This window comes from Humibacillus xanthopallidus (assembly GCF_006717145.1).
Classification (GTDB): Bacteria; Actinomycetota; Actinomycetes; order Actinomycetales; family Dermatophilaceae; genus Humibacillus; species Humibacillus xanthopallidus.
The window spans coordinates 821,630-839,289 of record NZ_VFQF01000002.1; the positions used below are offsets into that span (position 1 = coordinate 821,630).

The 17,660-nt window shown below is 72.9% G+C and carries 18 protein-coding genes; 12 read left to right on the forward strand and 6 right to left on the reverse strand.

What is annotated here, in order from left to right:
• Positions 1 to 102: 102 nt before the first annotated feature.
• Positions 103 to 909, forward strand: a complete 807-nt coding sequence (locus tag FHX52_RS14570) for a sigma-70 family RNA polymerase sigma factor (protein ID WP_185747298.1) — start codon at positions 103 to 105, stop codon at positions 907 to 909.
• 458 nt (positions 910 to 1,367) lie between these two features.
• On the opposite strand, the gene FHX52_RS14575 is transcribed toward FHX52_RS14570, so the two are convergent.
• Entirely contained in the window at positions 1,368 to 2,060 is a 693-nt protein-coding gene (locus tag FHX52_RS14575) for an alpha/beta hydrolase family protein (RefSeq protein ID WP_246069976.1), read from the reverse strand.
• 33 nt (positions 2,061 to 2,093) lie between these two features.
• Positions 2,094 to 2,849: an ANTAR domain-containing protein gene (locus FHX52_RS14580; RefSeq protein ID WP_246069977.1), complete on the reverse strand. Its 756-nt coding sequence runs from the start codon at positions 2,847 to 2,849 to the stop codon at positions 2,094 to 2,096.
• A 313-nt stretch (positions 2,850 to 3,162) separates the two neighbouring features.
• On the opposite strand from FHX52_RS14580, the gene FHX52_RS14585 reads away from it, so the two are divergent.
• The 3 genes from FHX52_RS14585 (at position 3,163) to FHX52_RS14595 (ending at position 6,193) form a co-directional block, all read left to right on the forward strand.
• Positions 3,163 to 4,455, forward strand: a complete 1,293-nt coding sequence (locus FHX52_RS14585) for a cation:proton antiporter domain-containing protein (RefSeq protein WP_342777947.1) — start codon at positions 3,163 to 3,165, stop codon at positions 4,453 to 4,455.
• Between the two features lie 140 nt (positions 4,456 to 4,595).
• A complete protein-coding gene (locus tag FHX52_RS14590; RefSeq protein ID WP_141823069.1) occupies positions 4,596 to 5,243 on the forward strand; it encodes a hypothetical protein in 648 nt (215 codons plus the stop codon).
• 59 nt (positions 5,244 to 5,302) lie between these two features.
• Entirely contained in the window at positions 5,303 to 6,193 is an 891-nt protein-coding gene (locus FHX52_RS14595; protein ID WP_141823070.1) for a hypothetical protein, read from the forward strand.
• 62 nt (positions 6,194 to 6,255) lie between these two features.
• On the opposite strand, the gene FHX52_RS14600 is transcribed toward FHX52_RS14595, so the two are convergent.
• The 3 genes from FHX52_RS14600 to FHX52_RS24140 all read right to left on the reverse strand — a co-directional run bounded on the left by FHX52_RS14600 (position 6,256) and on the right by FHX52_RS24140 (position 9,230).
• Positions 6,256 to 6,645 carry a hypothetical protein gene (locus FHX52_RS14600; protein WP_246069978.1) on the reverse strand — a complete coding sequence of 130 codons (390 nt, stop codon included), beginning with the start codon at positions 6,643 to 6,645 and terminating at the stop codon, positions 6,256 to 6,258.
• A gap of 123 nt (positions 6,646 to 6,768) precedes the next feature.
• Positions 6,769 to 8,439, reverse strand: a complete 1,671-nt coding sequence (locus FHX52_RS14605; RefSeq protein WP_221630607.1) for an alkaline phosphatase family protein — start codon at positions 8,437 to 8,439, stop codon at positions 6,769 to 6,771.
• The gene (locus tag FHX52_RS24140; RefSeq protein ID WP_246069979.1) at positions 8,436 to 9,230 is read right to left on the reverse strand and encodes a CDP-alcohol phosphatidyltransferase family protein; all 795 of its coding nucleotides are present in this window, start codon (positions 9,228 to 9,230) and stop codon (positions 8,436 to 8,438) included. Before FHX52_RS24140 ends, FHX52_RS14605 begins: the two co-directional genes overlap by 4 nt.
• A gap of 85 nt (positions 9,231 to 9,315) precedes the next feature.
• Between FHX52_RS24140 and FHX52_RS14610 the strand changes: the two genes are divergently transcribed.
• The 7 genes from FHX52_RS14610 (at position 9,316) to glgX (ending at position 16,490) form a co-directional block, all read left to right on the forward strand.
• Entirely contained in the window at positions 9,316 to 10,308 is a 993-nt protein-coding gene (locus tag FHX52_RS14610) for a zinc-dependent alcohol dehydrogenase (RefSeq protein ID WP_141823071.1), read from the forward strand.
• Between the two features lie 22 nt (positions 10,309 to 10,330).
• Positions 10,331 to 10,729 carry a 6-pyruvoyl trahydropterin synthase family protein gene (locus FHX52_RS14615; RefSeq protein WP_141823072.1) on the forward strand — a complete coding sequence of 133 codons (399 nt, stop codon included), beginning with the start codon at positions 10,331 to 10,333 and terminating at the stop codon, positions 10,727 to 10,729.
• The gene (locus FHX52_RS14620) at positions 10,726 to 11,790 is read left to right on the forward strand and encodes a glycosyltransferase family 4 protein (protein WP_185747299.1); all 1,065 of its coding nucleotides are present in this window, start codon (positions 10,726 to 10,728) and stop codon (positions 11,788 to 11,790) included. The genes FHX52_RS14615 and FHX52_RS14620 overlap by 4 nt, the downstream gene beginning before the upstream one ends.
• A gap of 100 nt (positions 11,791 to 11,890) precedes the next feature.
• Positions 11,891 to 12,931 (forward strand): lysylphosphatidylglycerol synthase transmembrane domain-containing protein, encoded by a 1,041-nt coding sequence (locus tag FHX52_RS14625; RefSeq protein ID WP_141823074.1) that lies wholly within the window; start codon positions 11,891 to 11,893, stop codon positions 12,929 to 12,931.
• Positions 12,924 to 13,619: a RibD family protein gene (locus FHX52_RS14630; RefSeq protein ID WP_141823075.1), complete on the forward strand. Its 696-nt coding sequence runs from the start codon at positions 12,924 to 12,926 to the stop codon at positions 13,617 to 13,619. Before FHX52_RS14625 ends, FHX52_RS14630 begins: the two co-directional genes overlap by 8 nt.
• A complete protein-coding gene (locus FHX52_RS14635) occupies positions 13,616 to 14,284 on the forward strand; it encodes a GTP cyclohydrolase II (protein ID WP_141823076.1) in 669 nt (222 codons plus the stop codon). Before FHX52_RS14630 ends, FHX52_RS14635 begins: the two co-directional genes overlap by 4 nt.
• 109 nt (positions 14,285 to 14,393) lie before the next feature.
• Positions 14,394 to 16,490 (forward strand): glycogen debranching protein GlgX, encoded by a 2,097-nt coding sequence (glgX, locus tag FHX52_RS14640; protein WP_221630608.1) that lies wholly within the window; start codon positions 14,394 to 14,396, stop codon positions 16,488 to 16,490.
• 127 nt (positions 16,491 to 16,617) lie between these two features.
• On the opposite strand, the gene FHX52_RS24145 is transcribed toward glgX, so the two are convergent.
• Positions 16,618 to 17,016: a hypothetical protein gene (locus FHX52_RS24145; protein WP_221630609.1), complete on the reverse strand. Its 399-nt coding sequence runs from the start codon at positions 17,014 to 17,016 to the stop codon at positions 16,618 to 16,620.
• Here FHX52_RS24145 and FHX52_RS14645 point away from each other — a divergent pair.
• Positions 17,006 to 17,641: a polysaccharide deacetylase family protein gene (locus FHX52_RS14645; RefSeq protein ID WP_221630610.1), complete on the forward strand. Its 636-nt coding sequence runs from the start codon at positions 17,006 to 17,008 to the stop codon at positions 17,639 to 17,641. The genes FHX52_RS24145 and FHX52_RS14645 overlap by 11 nt on opposite strands.
• Positions 17,642 to 17,660 lie beyond the last annotated feature (19 nt).

Sequence of the window (17,660 nt, forward strand, 5' to 3'; positions counted from 1 at the left end):
CATCGGAGATGAGTCATGGCACCAGTGCGTGCGGTTGCGACTGCAACCCCCCAGACCACCGGCCCCGCCACCACGTCGGAGGCATCGCCCTCAGCAGCCGAGATGGCAACCGCGGGCCTCCACGCCGAGCGCGACGCCGAGACGGCCCGGCTGTTCGCCGCGCTCGCGGACGCCCCGGACGGGCGGGCCCGGGCCGTGGTGCTCGAGCGGCTCGTCCTGCTCTACCTCGACCTCTGCGGGTCTATGGCCTCGCGCTATGACGGGCGCGGCATCGAGCACGACGACCTCGAGCAGGTCGCCCGCCTGGCGCTCGTCAAGGCGATCGACCGCTACGTGCCGGGCCAGGGCCCGTCGTTCGCGGCTTTCGCGGTGCCGACGATCTCGGGCGAGCTCAAGCGGCACTTCCGCGACCGCGGGTGGATGGTGCGCCCGCCTCGGCGTCTGCAGGAGATGCGGGTGCAGGTGCAGTCGTGTCGCAACCGGCTGGAGCAGGAGTGCGGCCACAGCCCGAGCGACGCCGAGGTCGCGCGGGCGCTCGGGGTGAGTCGGGCCTCGGTCAAGGAGGCCGTGGCGGCCGCCAGCAGCTTCCACCCGACCTCGCTCGACGCGGGCACGACCGACGACGAGTCCGGCTCGGTCGCCTTCCTGCTCGGTGACGTCGACGAGTCGCTGGCCCGGGTCGACGACCGGGTGTGCCTGGGCGCGGCCCTCTCGGGGCTCGATGCTCAGGAGCGGCAGCTGCTCGCCCTGCGTTACGTCGACGAGCTGACCCAGCGCGAGATCGGGGTGCGCCTGGGGATCAGCCAGATGCAGGTCTCGCGGGCGCTGCGCCGTCTCGTGGCCGACCTGCGCGTCGCGCTGGCCGACGACGCGACCGCCGCCGAGCGTTCGCTCGAGCACGCCTCCTGAGGGCTCTCGCGAACGGCGATCCGACGGAGTGCTCTTTCGATTGAGGAGGGGAGGCTGCCCGGGCCCCGGGCCCGGGCCCGCATGGCGGCGACCCACCCACGCCGATCGAGAGAGCACTCCGTCGCCCACCACCAATCGAGAGAGCAATTCGTCGCCCCCAATCACCAATCGAGAGAGCACTTCGTCGCTCACCACTGATCGAGCGCACTTCGCCATGCGACGGGCTGCGCAGTCGACTGCCGAGGGGCCGACGGAGTGCTCTTTCGATTGGTTCTTGGGACGGGTCCGCGGGGGGGGCGTGCCGACGGAGTGCTCTTTCGATGGGGGAGGCGACACCGCCCGACCCACGCTGTTGGAGCCGGACGGCGCCTCACCTGTGGCCTACCCACCCGGCGCCATCGGAGTCATCGCTGCCCCGGGCGAATTGTCCCGGGCCCTGCCCGGGAGGCACAGATCGGTCAGCGGGGCGCCTGCTCCGTGCTGAGCCACCTCTCGCCCGCGAGAGCCCGGCCCACGAGCCCGGAGCCGGCCGTCCCGAGCAGGCTCGCAGCGGCGTAGTCGGCCGCGAGGCCGTCGAACGTCGCGACGTGGCGCAGCATCGAGTGCGTCCCGCCGACGACGGTGACGTGAGCCACCCGGGCCCGCGCCGCGAGCTGCCGCGCCACCTGCACGGCGATGTCGGGTCGGGCGATGCGGTCGCGGTCGCCGTGCACGAAGAGCACGTCGCGTCCGGACAGGTCTGCTGCTCCGTCGCTCGGATAGAGCCACGGTGCGAGCGCGACGACGGTGCGCACGGCCGGGTGGGAGCCCGCCAGCAGGGCAGCCCGCCCACCGAGGGAGTGGCCCACGAGGCATACGGGAAGGTCGGCCCCGAAGCGCTCGGCCACCTCGGCCAGTGCCCACCGCACGTCGTCGACGGGGGTGGGGCGGGAGCCCCAGCCTCGCGAGGTGTTGAGCAGGCGCTGCACGACGAGGGTCGGCGCGGTTCGGGCCACGCGGGCGGCCACGGGCACCATGCGCAGGACCGACAGCTGGGCGGCGCTCACCGGCGTCCGCTCGCGGCGCGCGGCCCCTCCGTGGAGGACGAGGACGACTCCCCGCGGCCGGTCGGGCACGTGGGTGTCGACGAGGCGGGGTCGCAGTTCGCTCACGTGCGGGCCTTACCCGATCGCCGGACCGGCAGCTCAGGCCTCTCGGCGCTCTCCCCTGCGGACCGCCGGCAGTGGCAGCTCACCGGTCTCGGCGACGTCGAGGGCGACGTCGCGCAGTTTGCGGTTGGAGTTCTGGCTCGCCATGCGCAGCAGGTCGAAGGCCTGGTCGCGGGTGACGTGGTGGCGGGTCATGAGCACTCCCATGGCGGTGCCGATCTCGCGGTTGCTGACGAGGGCCTGCTGGAGGTTGTCGATCTTGCGTGCGTCGACGACCGACTGGGCCGCGAGGGCGCCGTGGGTGGCGATCATGAGACCGACGAGCACGTCGTCGTCGTCGAACGCCGCACGGCCCCGCGAGTAGATGTTGAGGCCGTGGATGGACTCGTCGTCGGTCTCCTTGAGCAGGCGGTAGGACAGCATGCTCTCGACGCCGAGCTCGCGGGAGACCCGCCGGCCGAACTCGGGCCACTTCTCGCAGTGGCTCAGGTCGCTCGGTCGGTAGACGGCGTCGTCGATGATCGCGTCGAGGCACGGGCCCGAGCCCACGGAGTACTGGATCGCGTCGGCCTCGCACGCCATGTCGTCGGTGAGCGCAACGGTCGTGAACTCGCCGTCGGCCAGGCGCGTGATGCTGGCCCACTCGGCGCGGTCGATGAGCTCGACGGCCATCCGGGCGACCGCCTCGAGGGGGTCGCGATGGGTCATCTTGCGCAGGTGGTCGCCGATGTCGCGGAACCTCTCAGCCACCCGGCCGAGGTCGTCCGTCGTCGTGTCGTCGTCGCTCGCCACGAGCACCCCTTTCGCCGTCCCTGCCAGACCATAGTCTTGGGCTCGGACAATAGCGACGGTGCCGCAACGGGGCTTTCAGGGGCTTCCAGGGGCTTCGAGGTGGGCTCCGTGGGCGCCGGCGGTGGCCGGCACCTCGGGGCGGCGCGAGCCGGTGCTGCCACCGCGCCCGTCGTGACGGCCCGGCCCGCGCTGGGTAGGTGCACCCGGCACCCCTCTGGAAGGACCCACCCTGTCGATCGACCTCATCTACCTCCTGCTCGGCATCGCGCTCCTGCTCGCGGCGGTCCTCCCGGGGGTCCTCGAGCGGTATGCCGTGTCGGCCGCCATGGTGCTGCTCGTCGTCGGCGTCGTGGTGGGCCTGCTGCCCATGCCACAGGGGCTCGACCTCGACCCGCTCGCGATCGGCCCACAGATCGAGCGGATCACGGAGCTCGCCGTGCTCGTCGCGCTCATGGGCGTGGGTCTCGCGATCGACCGCCCGCTGCGGCTGCGCGACCGCGCGAGCTGGGCGCGCTGGTCACCGACGTGGCGGCTGCTCGCGATCGGCATGCCCATCACCATCGCCGGCGTGGCCCTGCTCGGCTGGGGTCTCGGGCTCGCACCCGCGGCAGCGCTGCTGCTCGGCGCCGCGCTCGCGCCCACCGACCCGGTGCTCGCCGGCGACGTGCAGGTCGGCGGTCCGCACGTGGGGCCGGCCGAGCCCAAGGCCGAGGGCGAGGGCGAGGGTGCGGCCTCGGAAGCCGCTGCCCCGGCCGAGGGCGGTGTCGACGAGGAGGCGGCCGAGGCGGTGGACGAGGAGGACGACGTGCGCTTCGCCCTCACGTCGGAGGCCGGCCTCAACGACGGTCTCGCGTTCCCCTTCGTGGGGGCGTCGCTGCTCATCGCAGCCGGCACCGCCACGTCGTTCGGGTCGTGGGTGGGATGGCTCGCCTGGGACCTCGTCGGCAAGGTCGTCATCGCGGTCGTGCTCGGCGCGGCGCTCGGGGCGGCGCTCGGGCGGGTCGCCTTCCGCTCGAAGCGGCCGACGTTGCGCCTCGCGGAGCAGGGGGAGCCGTTGCTCGCGATCGCAGCCCTCGTCATGGCCTACGGCCTCGTCCAGGTGGCGCACGGCTACGGCTTCCTCGGGGTCTTCGCGTGCGGGCTCACCCTGCGCGCCGCCGAGCGGGGCCATGAGTACCACCGCTCGATGCACGACGTGGTCCAGCGCCTCGAGCGCCTCCTGACGCTCATCATCCTGCTGCTGCTCGGCATGGGCGTCACCAACGGGCTGCTCGGCGCCCTCGACTGGCGCGGTGTCCTCGTCGCCCTCGCGCTGGTCTTCCTCATCCGCCCCGCTGCCGGGGTCCTCAGTCTCCGGCTGCGCCCGCGCTCGCCCGACCTGCCGGGTGGGCTCGCGCGCAAAGAGGCGCTCGCCGCGGCGTTCTTCGGCGTGCGCGGTGTCGGCTCGCTCTACTACCTGGCGTATGCCGCCGGGCACGAGCACTTCCCGGAGGAGCGGTGGCTCTGGTCGACCGTCGCCTTCGCCATCGTCGTCTCGGTCGTCGTGCACGGCGTGCTCGCCACGCCGGTCATGGGATACCTCGAGAGGCGCCGCACCGCACTCTGACGCGGGCCCATCGGTGTCGGCCAATCGGTGTCGGCGGCGGCTCCGAACCACTGTGGCTTCCGTCGCAGTGTCGCGGTCGACTGCGCGGGGTGGGGGTCGGGGCCTCCCTGCTGACGGGCCGCTGGTTCAAGGAGACTCTGATGACCCCATCTCGACGAGGTCGCCCGCCCGTGTGGCGTGCGCTGACCTCTGTCATGGCCGGCCTCGTGCTGGCGCTGGCAGGCGTGGCCGGCGTGGCCTACGCGTCCGGCTCGACGACGAAGCCCGTCGCGGGTGCCACGACCCCGGCCTGGTCGGACGGGAGGACCGTGTCGGTGCAGTACCCGCAGAACTTCTTCTGCGACACCAGCGTTGCCGCCTCGACACCGAGCGGGTGCGAGGTCGGCACCGACTCGAACGTCGGACCCGTGGCCAACGCCGACCGCTCGGTGCTCTACGTCCTCGTGCCGCTCTTCGCCAACCCCAGCCCGGCGCCGATGTGCGCCGTGGCGAGCTGCCCGAACCACCCGCTCGACATCGACCTGTCCCGGATTGCCGGGGCCCTCGGTGCCAGCCCCGACGCCGTCGCGTCGGTGCCCCTTCCCGCGCACAGCCACATCCTCGACGGTGACGCCGGTGGCTGGTGGGACGTCAAGATCGTCGCGGTCACCAACCAGGCGGCGTGGAGCCGGCTGGCGGCGGGCATGTCCGAGGCCACGATGAAGGCCCTCATCAACACGCCCGACAGCGGTGTGGTCGGGCCGATCCCGACGAACCTCTACCTCTTCTTCAACGTCGTCGGTCACTGACCCGACCCGGAGGAGCGGCCCGCGGGCCGCTCCTCCCGTGGTCGACCAAGGAGCTCCTCATGACCTCTCACGTCCTCCCGCATGCCGCCCCACAGGCGCCCGGCTCCGCTCTCGACGGTCGTTCGCGTGCCGCCGTCCTGCTCGCAGCCGTCGGGCTGCTCCTCGTCGGGCTCGGTGCCGCCCTGCCGTGGCTGACCCTCTTCAACGGGCTCGAGGCGGTCCGCGGCTTCCGCCTCGACGGCGGTGACCTCAGCGGTCTCGCGCTGGCATCGGCTGCACTCCTGATGGTCGCTGACCGCCACGGCGGCTCACGGATCTTGCGGCCGCTCGCAGCCCTGTGCGCGGTCGTCGTCGTGGTGGGCGCGCTCCGCAGCGCCGGCCGGATCTCGACCTACGTGGCCGATCCCGGTCCGAGCGCCGCGCTGGCGACGCCGACCCAGGGTGTCGGGCCGCTCGTCATGGCCGCCGGGGGCGTCGCGCTGGTGGCCGCGGCCGTCCTCGCTCCGCTCCCGGCTCGGGCCATGGACCGCGCGACAGCCCTGCGCGTGGGTCTTGCCGCGGTGACCTTCGTCGCCGCCTGGATGCACCTCGTGCTGACGCCCGAGCACCTCGCCGAGTCGACCCTGCTCGGGCTCGGCTTCCTCGGTGCAGGCGTGCTCCAGCTCGGGCTGGCCGCGATCATCGTGCGGCACCACAGCGAGAGGGCGCTCTCGGTGCTCGTGGCCGTCGACGTCGCGCTGCTCGCCATCTGGGCGTATGCCGTGCTCGTCGGCCTCCCGCTCGCCGGCGGCGGCCACGGGCACGACGGTGGGGCAGCGGGGCTCGTCATCGGGCACGGTGAACCCGTCGACCTCGCAGCGGCTGTCACGAAGGTCGCCGAGGTGACGAGCCTCGTCCTGGCGCTGCTCCTGTTGCACAGGTGGGCGCCTCGTCTCGATCGACGTCGCTGAGGACGACGGGCCGGCATCGTCGCGGCACCGTCGAGGGGTGCCGAGCGGTCCCAGGCGACGTGCTACGCGGCGTGGCGGCTGTGCTGGTGCGCCATCCCCGGCAGGCTGGCGCGCCCCTGCACGAGCAGGGCGGCGCCGACGACAATGCACACGACCTCGGCAGCGGCCGCCGTCCACACGGAGCCTCCGGCCCACACGGTGTGCACGCCGAGCAGCCCCACGGTCGAGGCGATGGTGAAGGCGCCGAGGGTCGCCAGGCCGAAGCCCAGGGTGAGGAAGGCTGGCACCCAGTGCTCCCAGCGCAGCAGGAGGACGGCGATGACGACCCCCGCGACGACGTTGACGAGGAACATCGGGCCGACGCTCTGGTGCCGCACGCCGTCGAACCACAGGTAGAGATGGACGGCTGCGGAGACGACCAGCGCCACCGCACCCACGATTCGGAGTCTCATCGGGCCGCTCCTGTCCTCCGGGTCGCGCCGCGACGTCCGGATGGCGTCGCGGTGTTGGACTCCTCAGGTGAGAAGACGCGCGAGCGTTGCCGAGGGTTCACCGCCATCGCGCGCTTCGCCCGCTCACCCACCCTGGGGGCCGTATGCCGTGAGGAACCTGTTGCGGAAGCGGTCCATCGGCCACACCGGCGCCCCGATCCCCGGTCGCAGCCCGGTCTGCCAGCCCCAGGAGTGGATGCGCTCGAGCACCGACGGATCGCGTGCGATGACGGCCACGGGCACGTCGTGGCTCGCGTTGTCGCCGGAGACGAGGCTGATCGGCTGATGGTCGCCGAGCATGACGACGACGAGGTTGTCGTCGTGGGTGTGGCGCAGGAAGGACACGACGCTGTCGATCGAGTAGGCGATCGTCTGCCCGTAGGCGGTACGGACGCCGGCCGGGCTGCTCCAGACGACGTCGCGCGGCGTCGCCCTGCCGGCCTGGGCGTCGAAGACGGAGCCATTGCCGACCGCCGACCAGTCGACGAGCCGCGGCAGGGGCGCCCACGGCACGTGGCTCGAGACGAGGTCGATCTCGGCCATGACCGGCCGTCGGCTGCCCTGTGCCGGCCGAGCGAGCTCGAGCCGGTCGAAGGCCGACAGGGTGTACTGGTCGGGCATCGGCCCGTAGCCGAAGCCGGGGCCGGAGTAGCCGAGGGTGCGGGCGTCGTAGACGTGGTCGTAGCCGTAGAAGGCGATCCCCTCGGGCCAGTCGCGGCGGTTTGCCGGGATGACGTCGACCGTGTGCCACCCGGCCTCGGCGAAGGCGCGGGCGAGGGTGAGCCGCTTCGTGCCATGAGGCTCGGCGTCGAGGAGCTGGTCGTAGCGCTGCTGGCTGTCGACCCAGAGCCCCGACTGCAGCGTCGAGTGCGCGAGCCAGCTCACGCCGCCGAAGGTGGGTGAGGTGAGCCAGGCGCTCCGCATGGAGTAGCCCGCGCCGGCAAGGTCTTTCGTGCCCACGCTGAGCGCGGCCGAGACGTCCGGGCTCTGCGTCACGGCCACCTTGCCGTAGCTCTCGACGAAGACGATGACGACGTCCTTGCCCCGCAGGGCCGTCAGGAGGTCTGCGGGCGGCGTGTCGCGCAACGGGTCGACGGGGATCTGCTCGGCGAAGACCGCACGGTCGTGCAGGCCGTCGCGCACGGTCGTGGCCTCGTGGACGGCGAGCCCGGCGGTGCTCGCCGACGCCACCGGGAGGTCGCTCGTCGCTCCGACGCCGAGGGAGAGGCACGCGACCCAGACGATCGCCGCACCGACGACCGAGCGCAGTGCGCCGGTGCGGTGGCGGTCGACGAGCCGGCCCAGCCGGCGCAGGGCGAGCGGCATGACGACGAGCAGGCCGACGCCGAGGAGGGCAGCGCCGACGACAGCGAGGAGGGCGGCGAACGGCCCGACCGAGTCGCCCACGAGGTCCTTCGCCGACCCGACGTAGCGCCAGTCGGTGATCGGGTTGAACGGCCGGTAGAGCGTCGTGAGGAAGCCCGCGTCGAGGAGCCGCACGAGCAGCAGGGTGGCGAGGAGCACCCCCACGACGACCTCGAGCCAGCGTCGAGCCCTGCCGCGCAGCACGAGGAGTGCGGCGACGATGAGGATGCCCTCGGCCGGGATCCGCAGCAGGGCCAGGGGAGTCGGCGACCAGCCCAGCACCGGCCGCGGTGCCACGAAGGCGACCCAGAGGAGCAGGAGAGCCAAACCGGTGACGAGGTAGCCGGCCGCTCGCCGCGCCTTGCCGCCCTCGGGAGCGGGCGTCGTCACGGTGCGCCCTGTGGGACAGCATCGTCGAGCGGCGCGGCCGGGACGGCATACCCCGTCGTGGTGCGGCCTCGGGCGCCTGCGGACTGCTGTCGGAGCGTGACGACCTCCGTGCCGAACGACACGAGCAGCAGGCCGAACCCGGCGCCGACGGCGGCCGCAGCGACAGCGGACGGAAGCACCTGTGCGCTGGCCACCGTGAGGACGATGCCCTGGTAGGCCGCCACGACCTTGCGCCACCGTCGCGGCGCCACCTGCCCCTGGAGCCAGGGCGCCCACCGCGCGGCGACCCCCACGAGAAGCAGGGCGTAGCGGGCCAGCCCGATGGCGAGGACCCACCAGCCGAGGTCGCGCGAGACGTGCAGGCTCAGCACGAGGATGAGGAAGGCGTCGGTCTCCATGTCGAAGCGCGCGCCGAGGGAGGTCACGGTGCCCGTGTGGCGCGCCACCGCTCCGTCGACGGCGTCGAGGGCGAGCGCCACCGACGAGAGGGCCACGAGCAGGCCCACCGGGGCCGCCGCTGACACGGCGGCGTCGGCGGTGAGGGCGGCCACCGCACAGACGAGCACCGCGCGCGCCAGGGTCACCCGGTCGGCGGGCCCGAGGAAGCGGCGCGACGCACGGATGAGGCCGCGGGAGAGCAGCGCTGCCAGCGCGGCGCCGCACGCGAGCCCGACACCCCAGCCGCGCGGGCCGAGCCCGACGAGACGGTCCAACATCGCGAGCAGGCCCACCACCGCTGCGAGCCCGACGAGCGGTCCGGCGGGTGTCACTCGAGCGGTCACCGTTGCCACGCGCCTCCACCTCACCGAAAGGGGCTTTGCACCAGAGGACGACGAGGCCCCTGACGGAGTTCACCGACCGCTCTAGTGTGGTCACGTGTCCACCGACGCGCGGGCGTTCTGGGTGGTCGAGCCCGGCAGGGGTGAGATCCGCGACGTCAGGCTGCCCGCTCCGGGGCCGGGCGAGGTGCGCGTGCGCGCCCTCTACTCTGGCGTCAGCAGGGGCACGGAGGCGCTCGTCTTCCGCGGCGCCGTCCCGGCGAGCCAGTATGCCGTGATGCGGGCTCCCCACCAGGAGGGCGACTTCCCGGCGCCGGTGAAGTACGGCTACCTCGGTGTCGGCGTCGTCGAGGAGGGCCCGCCCGAGCTTCTGGGGCGGACGGTGTTCTGCCTCCACCCGCACCAGACGGCCTACGTCGTGCCGGCCGAGGCGGTGACCGTCGTCCCCGACGAGGTGCCTGCGCGTCGCGCGGTGCTCGCGGGCACCGTCGAGACAGCCGTCAACGCGCTCTGGGACGCGCCGCCGCTCATCGGTGACCGCGTCGCCGTCGTCGGGGCGGGCATGGTCGGGTGCTGCGTCGCGCGGCTGCTCTCGCGGGTGCCGGGCGTCACCGTCACGCTCGTCGACCTCGACCCGACGCGGGCCGACGTCGCGGGTCGGCTCGGAGTGGGCTTCGCGCTGCCGGGCGAGCTGCTGGGCGATGGCTCTGGTGGCCTCGGGGGCCACGATCTCGTCGTGCACACGAGCGCCACGGGCGACGGCCTGCAGCTCTCGCTCGACCTGCTCGCGGACGAGGGGAGGGTGCTCGAGCTCAGCTGGTACGGCGACTCGCGCGTCGAGCTGGCTCTCGGCGGGTCGTTCCACTCGAGGCGTCTCGGGATCCGTGCCAGCCAGGTCGGTTCCGTTGCGGCAGTGCGGCGCTCGCGCTACACGCACGCGCAGCGGCTGGCGCTGGCCGTCGAGCTCCTGCGCGACCCGGCGTTCGACGCCCTGCTGACGGGGGAGTCGGCCTTCGAGGAGCTCCCGGCGGTGCTGCCGCGGCTCGTCGACGGCTCCCTGCCGGCCATCTGCCACACCATCGTCTACTGACCCCGACCGAGCGGAGCCCCCGATGTTCAGCGTGACGGTCCGTGACCACATGATGATCGCCCACAGCTTCACCGGTGAGGTCTTCGGGCCGGCGCAGCGGCTGCACGGCGCGACGTTCGTCGTCGACGTGACCTTTCGCGGGCCCGAGCTCGACAGTGACGGTATCCTCGTCGACATCGGTCTCGCGACGGAGCAGGTGCGTCAGGTGGTCGGCGAGCTCAGCTATCGCAACCTCGACGACGAGCCGGCCTTCGCGGGCACGAACACGACGACGGAGGTGCTGGCCCGCACGATCTCCGAGAGGGTCGCCGAGCGCGTGCGTGCCGGTGACCTCGGGGGCGCCGCGGGCCAGGTGACCGGCCTCGCCGTGCGGCTGCACGAGTCGCACGTCGCGTGGGCGACCTACGAGTGCGACCTGTGACCGACGTCCACGTCGTCGTGCCAGAGGAGATCGACGACCCCACCCGGCCGAGCGGTGGCAACACGTATGACCGGCGGGTGCTGGACGAGCTGGCTGCCCTTGGCTGGGCGGTGCACGAGCACCCGGTTGCCGGAGCGTGGCCGCGACCGGATGCTGCGGCGCACGCAGGGCTGGCCACCGTCGTGGCCGGGGTGCCTTCCGGCGGCGTGCTGCTCGTCGACGGGCTCGTCGCCTCCTGTGCCGACGGTGTTCTCGCGCCCGAGGCGAGCCGGCTGCGGGTCGTCGTCGTCGTTCATCTGGCACTGGGCTCGGCCGACCCGGAGGCTGCCCCGGGTGAGCGCCGCGTGCTCGGGGCAGCCCGTGCGGTCGTGACGACGAGTGGCTGGACCAGAGGTCTGCTCCTCGACCTCTACGGGCTGGACCCTGCGGCGGTGCACGTCGTCGCGCCGGGCGTCGACGAGGCGCCGGTGTCGCCCGGCACGACGAGTGGCGGCGAGCTGCTCTGCGTCGCGGCGGTGACGCCGGCCAAGGGCCACCTCGACCTCGTCTCGGCACTGGCCCTCGTCGGCGACCTGCCGTGGAGGTGCGTCGTGGCCGGGGCGCTGACGATCGACCCGCGCCACGTCCTGGAGGTGCGTGACCGGCTCGCTTCGGCCGGGTTGGCCGACCGGGTGCGGCTCGTGGGCCCGCTAACCGGGCCTGCTCTCGAGCAGGCGTATGCCGCCGCCGACCTCCTCGTGCTGCCCTCGCTCGCGGAGACGTACGGGATGGTCGTGACCGAGGCTCTGGCCCGAGGGGTCCCCGTGTTCGCGACCGCCGTCGGTGGGGTGCCGGAGGCGCTCGGTGAGACGGCTGACGGCCCTCCCGGGATCCTCGTGCCACCCGGCGACCCAGAGTCGCTCGCGGCCGCGCTGCGGTCGTGGCTCGGCGACGAGGGCCTACGTGAGCGGCTGCGTGACCGCGCGCTGCAGCGTCGCCGGCGGCTGACGGGTTGGGGCCGCACGGCCGAGGGGCTCTTGCGCGTGCTCGGCGACGTGATGGGCGAGGGTCCCGGTGGCTGAACCAGGCGGCGCCCTCCAACCAGGTGGGGCTGAACCGGGCGGCGTCGCCGGACGTCCTCCACATCGGAGGTTCTCGCAGCAGGGCGGAAAGGGCGGAAGCATGCGTCGCGACCGGAGGTGGGTGCGGCCGCTCGTCGGTGTCGCGATCCTCGGCCTGCTCGGCTGGCGAGTCGGAGCGGGACCCTTCGTCGACGGCCTGCGGCGGATAGACGGGTGGACGCTGCTCGCAGGAGCGACGATCGGCGTCGTGACCACGGTGTGCGGTGCCTGGCGCTGGGTGCTCGTGTCGCGTGGCCTCGGCGCCCCGCTGCCGCTGCGCACCGCTGTCGCCGAGTGCTACCGGTCACAGTTCCTCAACGTCACGCTGCCGGGCGGGGTGATCGGCGACGTGAGGCGCGGTGTCGGTCACGGGCACGGCTCCGGCGACGTCGGCCGCGGGCTGCGGTCGGTGCTCTGGGAGCGCACCGCGGGCCAGGTCGTGCTCGCGGCTCTGACGGTGGGTGCCCTGCTCGTGCTCCCGTCGCCGCTCCGTTCCTCGGCGACCGTCGAGATGCCGAGCGCCTCGGACGGAGCGGGTCGGGCCGTCGTCTTCGGCTCTGTCGGCGGATCATCCTCTCTCGCAACGATCTCCATCACGGTCGTCCTGCTGTGCCTGGTCCTCGCCGCGCTGGCGGCGGTCGGTCGCAGGCGGGGCCTGCTCCCCGGACGTGGGCGACCGGGTCGCATCGGCTCGGCGCTGGTGCGCGACGTGCGAGCGGGTGTGCTCGGACGGCATACGTGGCCGGGGGTCGTGGCGGCGTCGGGTGTGGTGGTGACCGGGCACGTGGCGACCTTCGTCGTCGCGGCACGAAGCGCGGGCGTCTCCGCGCCGGCCCCGCGCCTGCTTCCGCTGGCGCTGATCGTCCTCGTCGCGATGTCGTTGCCGCTCAACGTCGCCGGGTGGGGGCCGCGCGAGGGCGCGGCCGCCTGGGCGTTCGGTGCGGCAGGCCTCGGGGCGGCCGCGGGGGTGGGGACGGCCGTGGTCTACGGGGTGATGTCGCTCGTCGCGTGCCTGCCCGGCGCGGTGCTGCTCGTCATGGCGGGGCGACGACGCTCTCTCGGCACGCCGACCGTCGTAGCGCAGGAGGCCGTCCGTGTCTGACCGCCCCTACACCCTGCTCAGCTGCGGCATGTCGATCGACGGCTACCTCAGCTCGGGCACGGACACCCGCCTGCTCTTGTCGAACGACGCCGACTTCGACCGGGTCGACGCCGAGCGGGCCGCGAGCGACGCGATCCTCGTGGGGGCCGGCACCATCCGCAAGGACAACCCCCGCCTGCTCGTGCGGTCACCCGAGCGGCGAGCGGCCCGGGTCGCCCAGGGTCTGACGCCGTCACCGACGAAGGTGACCGTGACGCAGCGAGTCGAGATCGACTGCGCCGCAAGCTTCTTCGCGGACGATGGCGCAGACAAGATCGTCTACTGCTCCACCGGAGCCGTCGAGCACGCGCGAGGACGCCTGGGGCCGGCAGCGGCCGTCGTCGACGCGGGGGAGCCCGTGACGATGCGCCGCGTCTGCGACGACCTCGGCGAGCGCGGGGTCCGCCGGCTCATGGTGGAGGGCGGGGGCGCCGTGCACACCCAGCTGCTCACGTGCGACCTCGCGGACGAGCTGCAGCTCGTCGTCGCCCCGTTCTTCGTCGGTGACTCGCGCGCGTGTCGCTTCGTCGGCGAGGGGCAGTTCCCGTGGCACCCCGGGCGCCGCGCGACGCTCGCCGAGGTGCGCCAGATCGGCGACGTCGTGCTCCTGCGGTATGCGCTGTCGCCGCGCTTCAGGGGGGACGCATGATCCGGGTGGGCGGCGCACCGGGTGCAGCGCGGATCCGCACGGAGGTGCTCGTGCCGGTGGCCTTCGCCGACGGGTTCGAGACGACGGCACGGGTCGTCACGTTCGACGGGCTGGTCGACGGGCTGGAGCACCTGGCCCTGGGGCTCGGCGACCGGGCGCGGATCGGCTCCCGCGGGTCGGCGCCGACGCTGACCAGGCTGCACAGCGAGTGCCTCACGGGTGACGTGTTCGGCAGCCTGCGATGCGACTGCGGGGCACAGCTGCGTGAGTCGGTCGAGCTGCTCGACGCCTCAGGCGGGTTCCTCCTATACCTGAGGCAGGAGGGCCGGGGGATCGGCCTCTACCCGAAGCTCGACGCCTACGTGCTGCAGGACGGCGGACTCGATACCTACGAGGCCAACGTCGCCCTCGGCTACGGCGAGGACGAGCGCGACTACACCGTCGCGGCCCAGATGCTCGGCGCCCTCGGGGTCAGCCGGATCGCGCTGCTCAGCAACAACCCCGACAAGGCCCACCAGCTGCGGCGGCTCGGCATCACCGTCGTGCGCCGCGTTGCGACGGGGGTGCACCTGTCTGACGCGAACGCGCGCTACCTGACGACCAAGGCGCGGCGCGGAGCCCACACGATCGACCTGCCGCTGGGGGAGCACCGCGGGTCTGCGTGATGCCACCGCGGTGATGCCCGTGCGCGTTGCTCTCCGGGTGACCGACGCCTCACGCGTCGTGAGCCACATCGGGAGGACCACGTGCCCGGGCCCGACGAGAATGACGGGTATGGAGCTCGACAGGGCTACCTCGGCGGCGTCCGCACCTTCAGCGGGTCGGCCGCACCCGCTCGGCGCCCACCCGGCTGACGGCGGCACGAACTTCTCGGTGTGGTCGCGCACGGCGAGCCAGGTCGACCTGCTCCTCTTCGACGACGTCGACGACTCACACCCGTCGCGCACGATCGTCCTTGCGCCGCAAGGGAACCGGACGTCGTCGTTCTGGCACGCCTTCGTCCCGGGTGTCGGCTCGGGGCAGGTCTACGTGTGGCGCGTCCACGGTGCGTTCGACCCGTCGGCCGGGCTCCGCCATGACCCGTCGGCGCTGCTCCTCGACCCCTACGGGGCCGCGGTCGTCGTCCCGGAGCGCTACGACCGGGGAGCGGGGTGCCGCGCGGGCCGCGACCCGAGCACGGCGATGAAGAGCGTCGTCGCCGACCTCACGGCATACGACTGGGAGGGGGACACCCCGCTGGGGCGGCCGTTCTCACGGACCGTCATCTACGAGCTGCACGTCCGTGGGTTCACCGCGCACCCCAACAGCGGCGTCGAGCGCCGGCTCGCCGGGACGTATGCCGGCCTCGTCGCGAAGATCCCCTACCTGCGCTCGCTCGGGGTCACGGCCGTCGAGCTCATGCCCGTGCAGGCCTTCGACGCCCAGGACGCGCCACCGGGGCTGACGAACTACTGGGGCTACAGCCCGGTGTCCTTCTTCGCGCCGCACGCCGCCTATGCCTCCACGCGCGACCCGATCGGTGCGCTCGACGAGTTCCGCACCATGGTCAAGGAGCTGCACCGGGCCGGCATCGAGGTGATCCTCGACGTCGTCTTCAACCACACGGCCGAGGCGGGGCCGGGTGGGCCGACGTTCTGCTGGCGCGGTCTCGACAACCGCGCCTACTACCTGCTCGACGCGGCAGACCAGTCGCGCTACCGCGACTACACGGGGTGCGCCAACACGCTCAACGCCAACCATGCCGTCGTGCGCGCGATGACGATCGACGCGCTGCACCACTGGGTGGACCACATGCACGTCGACGGCTTCCGCTTCGACCTCGCTTCGATCATGTCGCGCGACACGGACGGCACGCCGCTCACGAACCCGCCGGTCGTCTACCAGATCGAGAGCGACCCGGTCCTCGCCGGCACGAAGCTCATCGCCGAGGCCTGGGACGGCGGCGGGCTCTATCAGCTCGGGTCGTTCGTCGGAGAGCGCTGGCGCCAGTGGAACGGCCAGTTCCGTGACGACATCAGGCGGTTCGTGCGCGGCGACCCGGGCACCGTGCAGCTCCTGCCGAACCGGGTGCTCGCCAGCCCCGACCTCTTCAGGGGGCGGCCGGCAGAGGTCGAGCACAGCATCAACTTCGTCGCCTGCCACGACGGCTTCACCCTCAACGACCTCGTCTCCTACAGCCGCAAGCACAACGAGGCCAACGGCCTGCACAACACCGACGGGACCGACGCCGAGTACTCGTCGAGCTGTGGCGTCGAAGGACCGTCCGATGACCCTGCGGTGGAGCGGCTGCGCTCGCAGCAGGTCAGGAACCTGCTCGCCATCACACTGATCTCGATGGGAGTGCCGATGATCGGCATGGGCGACGAGGCCCGGCGCACCCAGAGAGGCAACAACAACGCCTTCTGCCAGGACAACGAGACGAGCTGGCTCGACTGGGAGCTCACGGAGCGGCAGGCGGACCTGCGGCGCTTCGTGAGAGGGCTGGTCGACGTGCGGCTCGCACTCGACATGACCCAGGTGAGGCACGGGCTGACGCTCGAGGAGTTCCTCGCGCGGTCGGTCGTGGAGTTCCACGGTGTGCGACTGCACCAGCCGGACTGGTCGGCGCACTCGCACGCCCTCGCGCTCACCATCCGCAGCGTCATCGGCACGCGGATGGTGCACGCGCTGCTCAACGCGTGGCAGGAGCCGCTCGACTTCGAGCTGCCTCCCGTCGTCAGCCCGCGCCTGCCCTGGCGGCGCGTCGTGGACACCGGGCTCGACGCTCCTGACGACGTCTGCGCCCTGGTGAGCGCGCCGCCGGTGGAGGGCGGCACCTACCGGGCGGCGGCCCACTCCGTGGTGCTGCTGAGCGCCGACCTGCGGGAGTGACGGCGCCGGTCCAGGTCGTCGGCGGCGCCTGACACTGTCGAGCTCCACAGGGCTGCGGAGCCGGCACATCCACACGGATGCTCCCCGACTTCGCAGCGATTGCCCATGGGAGCGTGAGGTTTGCGGCCTAGGGTGGCCACGTGAGCTCGGGGGAGGATGCGCCCACGGTCCGTCGACGGGCCGTGCTCGCCATGCTGCCGGTCGGCCTCGTGGCGGCCTGCTCGACCGCCGGTGGCGGGCGGGGTGTCGGCGCGCCCGGGTCGACGGGGTCCTCCGGGTTGTCGTCCTCGACCGCCGGCACCTCAAGTATGCCGTCCGGCCCGTCCCCGACCTCGCCCACCACGGTGCCCACCACGGTGCCCGGCGCGGTGACGACAGCGCGTCCGACGTCGCCGAGCACCTCCTCCGGCACCTCCTCGGGCACCTCCTCGGGCGCGGTCGCAGGCGCCGCCGTGGACCCGGCCGCCGTCGCGGCGCGCTTCGCCGGGCAGTCGCCGTCTCGTTGGGGCCTGTCGATGCCCGGCATCAGCGAGAAGGTCCCCGTCGCTGCGGGCGCACCGACGCTCGCTCTCACCTTCGACGCGTGCGGAGGGCCCGGCGGGGCGGGCTACGACGCCGCGCTCATCACGGTGCTGCGCGCGCACGACGTTCCCGCCACGCTCTTCCTCAACCGACGCTGGCTGCGGGAGAACCCCGCCGTGGCCCGCGAGCTCGTGTCCGACCCGCTCTTCGCGATCGGCAACCACGGCACCGCGCACCGCCCGCTCTCGGTGACGGGCCGGGCGGCATACGGCATCCGGGGCACGCGTTCTGCGGCCGAGGTCGTCGACGAGGTGTGGGCGAACCACGAGTTCATCCGGTCACTGACCGGCAGGGCGCCGTCGTGGTTCCGCACGGGGACGGCGTGGTACGACGACGTCGCCGTGCGGATCACCCACGCCCTGGGTTCGCGGATCGCGGGCTTCGCCGTCAACGGTGATGCTGGCGCGACGGCCAGTGCGGCACAAGTGAACCGCAATCTCCTTGCGGCGCAGAGTGGTTCGATCGCCATCATGCACATGAACCGCCCCGGGCGCGGCACGCGACCTGGAGTCGCGGCCGCGCTCCCGGTTCTGCTCGCCCGCGGGACGCGCTTCGTCCACCTGACCTGACGGGCGCTGGGGTGGGCGG

Coding starts and splice junctions, on each gene's coding strand:
- FHX52_RS14570 (WP_185747298.1), top strand. CDS start 103: ATGGCAACCGCGGGCCTCCACGCCGAGCGCGACGCCGAGACGGCCCGG.
- FHX52_RS14635 (WP_141823076.1), top strand. CDS start 13,616: ATGATCCGGGTGGGCGGCGCACCGGGTGCAGCGCGGATCCGCACGGAG.
- FHX52_RS14625 (WP_141823074.1), top strand. CDS start 11,891: ATGCGTCGCGACCGGAGGTGGGTGCGGCCGCTCGTCGGTGTCGCGATC.
- FHX52_RS14615 (WP_141823072.1), top strand. CDS start 10,331: ATGTTCAGCGTGACGGTCCGTGACCACATGATGATCGCCCACAGCTTC.
- FHX52_RS24145 (WP_221630609.1), bottom strand. CDS start 17,016: ATGCCGGGCATCGACAGGCCCCAACGAGACGGCGACTGCCCGGCGAAG.
- glgX (WP_221630608.1), top strand. CDS start 14,394: ATGGAGCTCGACAGGGCTACCTCGGCGGCGTCCGCACCTTCAGCGGGT.
- FHX52_RS14600 (WP_246069978.1), bottom strand. CDS start 6,645: ATGAGACTCCGAATCGTGGGTGCGGTGGCGCTGGTCGTCTCCGCAGCC.
- FHX52_RS14645 (WP_221630610.1), top strand. CDS start 17,006: ATGCCCGGCATCAGCGAGAAGGTCCCCGTCGCTGCGGGCGCACCGACG.
- FHX52_RS14595 (WP_141823070.1), top strand. CDS start 5,303: ATGACCTCTCACGTCCTCCCGCATGCCGCCCCACAGGCGCCCGGCTCC.
- FHX52_RS14590 (WP_141823069.1), top strand. CDS start 4,596: ATGACCCCATCTCGACGAGGTCGCCCGCCCGTGTGGCGTGCGCTGACC.